General features: G+C 43.2%; 5 protein-coding genes. 1 reads left to right on the top strand and 4 read right to left on the bottom strand.

Going from position 1 to position 6,015, the window contains the following annotated elements; all coding sequences use genetic code 11:
• Nucleotides 1–99 precede the first annotated feature (99 nt).
• On the bottom strand, nt 100–1,482 hold the full coding sequence (gene rlmD, locus E2626_RS16265) for a 23S rRNA (uracil(1939)-C(5))-methyltransferase RlmD (RefSeq protein ID WP_134383101.1): 1,383 nt from the start codon (nt 1,480–1,482) through the stop codon (nt 100–102).
• Between the two features lie 610 nt (nt 1,483–2,092).
• Between rlmD and E2626_RS16260 the strand changes: the two genes are divergently transcribed.
• Complete coding sequence (locus E2626_RS16260) at nt 2,093–2,542, top strand: NUDIX hydrolase (RefSeq protein ID WP_134383099.1); 450 nt, start codon at nt 2,093–2,095, stop codon at nt 2,540–2,542.
• Between the two features lie 41 nt (nt 2,543–2,583).
• Here E2626_RS16260 and E2626_RS16255 read toward each other — a convergent pair whose 3' ends face one another.
• The 3 genes from E2626_RS16255 to gatB all read right to left on the bottom strand — a co-directional run bounded on the left by E2626_RS16255 (nt 2,584) and on the right by gatB (nt 6,015).
• On the bottom strand, nt 2,584–3,564 hold the full coding sequence (locus E2626_RS16255) for a diacylglycerol kinase (RefSeq protein ID WP_134383097.1): 981 nt from the start codon (nt 3,562–3,564) through the stop codon (nt 2,584–2,586).
• A 112-nt stretch (nt 3,565–3,676) separates the two neighbouring features.
• Entirely contained in the window at nt 3,677–4,249 is a 573-nt protein-coding gene (locus E2626_RS16250; RefSeq protein WP_134383095.1) for a thioredoxin family protein, read from the bottom strand.
• Nucleotides 4,250–4,581: 332 nt separating this feature from the next.
• Nucleotides 4,582–6,015 (bottom strand): Asp-tRNA(Asn)/Glu-tRNA(Gln) amidotransferase subunit GatB, encoded by a 1,434-nt coding sequence (gene gatB, locus E2626_RS16245; protein WP_134383093.1) that lies wholly within the window; start codon nt 6,013–6,015, stop codon nt 4,582–4,584.

Genomic DNA, 6,015 nt, shown 5'->3' with positions numbered 1-6,015 from the left:
ATGAATGGTTTATTTTATTGGTTATATACATATTTTAGAATTTCAACAGTCTGAAGAGCCTTTCCATATAGGAAAGGCTCTTATTCACCATTAAATCTCTTATTTATCTTTTCTAACAAGTAGTGAACAGCACTCCACGTGACTCGTCTGTGGAAACATATCCACAGGCTGCACTTCCTGCGTCTGATATCCACCATCTTCAAGAATTCTCAAATCTCTTGCCAGTGTCGCCGGGTTACAGGATACATAAACAATCCGCTTTGGCTTCATCGCAAGCATTGTATCAAGCAGCGCCTGATCACAGCCTTTTCTCGGTGGATCGACTACGATGACGTCTGCCTGGTTGCCTTTTTTATGCCATGCAGGAATGACTTCTTCTGCCGGTCCCGCTTCAAATTCAGTATTGCTGAATCCATTCAGCTCTGCATTTGCTTTTGCATCCTCAATCGCCTGTCTGATGATTTCAACGCCAAATACTTTTTTCGCTTTTTGTGCTAAAAAGAGTGAGATCGTCCCGATTCCACAGTAAGCATCAATCACTGATTCTTCTCCAGTCAGCTGTGCGTATTCAAGCGCTTTTTGATAAAGTACTTCTGTCTGCACGGGATTGATCTGGTAAAAGCTTCGTGCTGAGATGGCAAACTTTACTTCGCCAATGGAATCATAAATCACATCACTGCCCCAGATTGTCTGTCCCTTGTTACCAAGAATGACATTTGTACGCTGATCGTTAATATTATGAACGACTGATTTTAACCCAGGTACTTTTTCACGTAAAACAGCGATCAGATCTTCAGCATGCGGCAGGTGCTTAGTTCGTGTGACAAGCACAACCATCACTTCTCCTGATGTACGGCCATAACGCACAACCACGTGGCGCAGCACACCCTTATGTCGCTCTTCATCATAAGGCTGAATGCCAAAACGGTCAGCTTCCTGCTTCACAGTATTCATAACGCGATCACTGATTTCCTCTTGGATCAGACATATATCAGTGTCTACAATCCGATGACTTCTTGTTGCATAAAAACCTGCAATGACCCTGCCGCTCTCACTGCCGACAGGGATCTGACTTTTATTCCGGTAACGCCATGGGTCTTTCATACCGAGCGTCGGATGAACAGGTACATCTTTAATCTTACCGATCCGCTCAAGCACATCCTGCACCTGCTTCTGCTTCGCCTTCAGCTGGCCTTCATAACTGAAGTGCTGAAGCTGGCACCCGCCGCAGCGGTCATAGACAGGGCATGGCGGTTCAGTTCTGTCGTCACTTGCCTGCACCATCTCTTCAAGCTTGCCGAAACCGAAGTTCTTTGTCGTTTTTAGCACCTTCACTTTTACTTCTTCATCAGGAAGCGTCATTGGAATAAACAGCGGATAGCCATCCACCTTCCCAACGCCGTGTCCTTCATGTGTTAAATCCTCTATTGTCACTGTTACAGTATCATTCTTCTTAACAGGTAATGCCTGCTTTTTCGTCATCTTTTAATCGCCCTCTTCGTTAGAATCGCTGCCCATAATTGTAGCATATTTTAATCATCGTTACTCAAAATTTTAGTAATAGTATCTTTATTTAAGGTTATGTTAAAGCCCAATATTGTTTTAGCACAGCTGGTGATTGGAGCGGAAGGGGGACGACTCCAGCAGGAGAAGCGTGACAGGTGAGACCCCACAGACGCGCAGCGTCGAGGAGGCTCACCGCACGCCCTGCGGAAAGCGTTCCCCCTGAAGCGGAAATCAACAGCCAAATTTAACAAGCACTTTATTTAAAGGACGATCACTCAGCTGAACCTTGGAGTGGTGAACGGAGACTCCTGCTTAAAAAACGATCGTTCGAGACCCCGCAGGGCAGTGGTTTTCTGCCCTGCCCCGGGCGTTCGTCCGCGGAAAGCGCAGTTCGCAACGGAAAGGTTCAGCGATTCCCACTGAATAGCTTTTTTTCTAATTTAATTTAGTGTTAATAATGTTTACTCATACCCTATAAGGGGTATACATATAATTACCAAAATGAGCTTGATTTTTTTCATCATTGTGTGTAAACTAGAGAAACTATTCTTTTTATTCAAAATATTCTAATTAAGGAGGAAGCGATATGGGACATTCACCAATCGTAAAACAGAAAGTACTTGCTTATATCACGCGCGAAATTGACGGAAAGACTGAACTGCTTGTCTTTTCGCAAAAAGATCACCCATCAGCTGGCCTTCAGGTACCTGGTGGAGGAGTTGAAGACGATGAACTGCTGATCGATGCACTTTATCGAGAAATTGAAGAAGAAACAGGCTTGAAGAGAAATGAACTGCTACTACAGGGGAAACTCCACAAACACATGTACTATTCAGAGGACCGCTCAAAATACTACGAACGCAACTTCTTCCATTTATCATTAAAACGCCCAGTTGAAAACGAATGGGATTATACAGTAGAAAGCGATGGAAAAGATGATGGACTTAAGTTCCATTTTGAATGGAGACCAATTGAAGATGCATCAAAACTTGCAGCTGATATGGATAATGCAGTTGATTGGCTGGAGCAGGTTTAATAACGAAAGAAAGACCCGGCGAAAAATCGCCGGGTCTTTTCTTATTTATCACTTCTAATCTCATCTTCTTCATCAATCAAACTGTTCTTCAGCACTACATTTTTATCCTGATCCACACGATCTTCTTTTCGCAGCTTATCAAGCGGCGCACATACGTTCAGATGACGGTACAGGTTCTGGAATTCTGCCGGAAGCAGTCCGCCAAACTCTCCGTCCAGATTCAGCTGAACGGTTTCCTGTGAAGTTACTTTGATGTGATTTGCTTTTACATATTCAAGATGGGGATCATGCAGGTGCTCACCGCGAAGGGCCAGTGAAATGACCCGGATGGTTTCTGCCATATTCGTTTTCTTTAAAAACATCAGTGTAAACAAACCATCATTAATTGAAGAATCAGGTGCCAGTTTTTCAAAACCACCGACTGAATTCGTCAGCCCAATTAAAAACAGCATAACCTCGCCCTCAAATACTTTTCCATCATATTCAATCCGGACATTTGTCGGTTTGAAGGATGGCAGCATCTCGATCCCTTTCAGGTAATATGCCAGCTGACCAAGTACCGTCTTCAGCCTGCTTGGGACTTCATATGTCAGTTCAGTGATACGCCCACCGCCAGCGATATTAATAAAGTACTTATCGTTCATTCTGCCGATATCAACAGGAATTGTATCACCTTTAATAATGATATCCAGCGCATCTTCAATGTCTCGCGGAATATGCAGCGCACGTGCGAAATCATTCGTGGTACCCATTGGAATCAAACCAAGTTTCGGACGATTCGGCTTTTCAGCAAGTCCGTTAACGACTTCGTTCAGCGTCCCGTCTCCACCTGATGCAATGATCAAATCAAATCCACGTTCTGCCGCAGCTGCAGCAGCCACAGACGCATCCCCTGCACAAGTAGTGGCATGACATGAAGTTTCATAGCCTGCCTGTTCTAATTTCATTAATACTTCAGGAAGGTGTCGTCTGAAAATCTCACGTCCTGAAGTCGGATTATAAATAATTCTAGCTCGTTTCATATTATTCAGCCTGCCTTTTGTAAATTGCCCATACTATAAAATTATAATCACTTTTAAATGTATGTAAACAAAAAAGAATAAGCCTGTATGTTGGCTTATTCTTATCATATCGTTATTTAACGGTTTTTACCATAGCGAGTTCCTCTTTTAGCTCATGATATACATCTGTCCAAAAATCTTCTCTTTCAGTGTAAGCAGCCGTAAGCTGTTTAATCATGAGCTTCTGTCCATCTTTGAATGCAGGATCTTCTTTGGCTGGCAGATTAGATCTTGATTCATCCACAAATGCCTGGACTTTCGCTGCTCTTGGTCCCCACTTTGCAACTTCATTTCCATTCTGGTCAATGAATACAAAAATAGGTATAGCCCGTGACTTACCGTTAGTCAGGTATTGATCCATTAATTCAAGGTTGCTGTCTCTCAAAACAAACCGCACGTCAATCCCTGCATGCTCAGAAAGCTTCAGGAGTATAGGATTATTCATCATCGCATCCCCGCACCAGTCCTCAGTAATCACAATCGCACGCAGCTTTTGTTCCTTTAACTGTTCAAGAATTGCTTCGTCCTCGACTGGTACCGAAAACTCTTCATATACTTTTGACATATTTTCCTTATGTGACTCCATCTGACTTTGATACTCTTCAGCTGTTAATCCTTTTTCAAACCAGCTATTTAAATTCGTCATGTTAATCACCTCGTTTTTCAGCATCTCATAAAGGCACTTTTTATTCGAATGAATTGCCTGTGAAATGTGCCGTGATTGTGTGTGTGATATTACAAATTCCCATTGTATAGATGAGTAATTTGTCACTGAACTGTCAAATTAATTTTTGAGCTCATAAATCCTGCACCTAGACTCATGAATTCTCCACCCAAGCTTACAAATCCTCACACTGAACTCACAAATCTCCGCCCCGAACTCACAACCCCTCCCTCCCACAAACGGCTCTCTCAACTTACGCACAATAAAAAATCCCGGCGACAACTCTCACCGGGATCATTCATCTCTATTTTGTATTACCGCTTCTTAATCTCCTGCATCAGCAGCTTATTCACCATCGGAGGATTTGCCTGTCCTTTTGATGCTTTCATAATCTGTCCGACTAAGAAACCAATTGCGCGGTCCTTACCGTTCTTGAAGTCTTCAATCGACTGAGGATTATTATCAAGCGCTTCAGTGACGAAACCTAGCAGTTGTCCTCCATCTGAAATCTGCACAAGACCTTTATCTTTTACAATCTTGTTTGGATCTCCGCCTTTTTCGATCAGTTCCTTGAAGACTTTCTTCGCGATCTTAGATGAAATCGTGCCATCTTCAATCAGCTTAATCATGCCTGCAAGTCCCTGTGGCGAAAGTTCAGTATCACTAATTTCCTTCTGTTCAGCATTCAGGTAAGCCGAAACTTCACCCATCAGCCAGTTAGAAGAAAGCTTCGCATCTGCTCCCTGCTCAAGCGTTAACTCAAAGAAATCAGACATTTCTTTCGTCAGCGTTAACACCATTGCATCGTATGCAGGAAGACCAAGATCTTCTACATAACGCTTTTTACGCGCATCCGGAAGTTCCGGGATTGTCTTACGTACGCTTTCTTTCCACTCTTCATCAATGACCATTGATACAAGATCCGGCTCAGGGAAGTAGCGGTAGTCATCTGAACCTTCTTTGACACGCATCAGAAGTGTTTTCCCGGTTGATTCATCGAAGCGGCGTGATTCCTGCTGGATTTCTCCACCTGAAAGCAGCACTTCTTCCTGACGCTTTTCTTCAAATTCAAGACCCTTTTTCACAAAGTTAAATGAGTTCAGGTTTTTCAGCTCAGTTTTTGTTCCGAATTCTTCACGTCCAACCGGGCGAAGTGAAATGTTTGCATCACAGCGAAGAGATCCTTCTTCCATTTTACAGTCAGAAACACCTGTATACTGGATGATTGATTTAATCTTCTCAAGATACGCGTAAGCTTCAGCAGGCGTTCTTAAGTCCGGCTCTGATACGATTTCAATCAGTGGTGTTCCCTGACGGTTATAGTCGACTAGAGAATATCCCTTGTCTGTATGTGTCAGCTTACCAGCATCTTCTTCTAAATGAAGACGCGTAATGCCGATTCTCTTTTTGTATCCGTCTACTTCAATTTCAATCCACCCGTGTTCACCGATTGGCTGATCAAATTGCGAAATCTGGTAAGCCTTCGGGTTATCCGGATAGAAGTAGTTTTTACGGTCAAATTTAGTGTACTCAGCTATTTCACAGTTCAGCGCCATTGCAGCTTTCATACCCCAGTCAACAGCACGTCGGTTGATCACTGGCAGTACGCCTGGGTAACCGAGGTCAACGACGTTTGTGTTCGTGTTCGGCTCTGCACCGAAATGCGCAGGTGCAGGAGAGAACATTTTTGAATCAGTCTTTAACTCTACGTGTACTTCAAGTCCAATAATCGTTTCAAAGTTTGTCAT

This window comes from Jeotgalibacillus salarius (assembly GCF_004405125.1).
In the GTDB taxonomy this organism is placed as follows: Bacteria; Bacillota; Bacilli; order Bacillales; family Jeotgalibacillaceae; genus Jeotgalibacillus; species Jeotgalibacillus salarius.
This window is presented reverse-complemented; position numbering and strand designations above follow the sequence as displayed.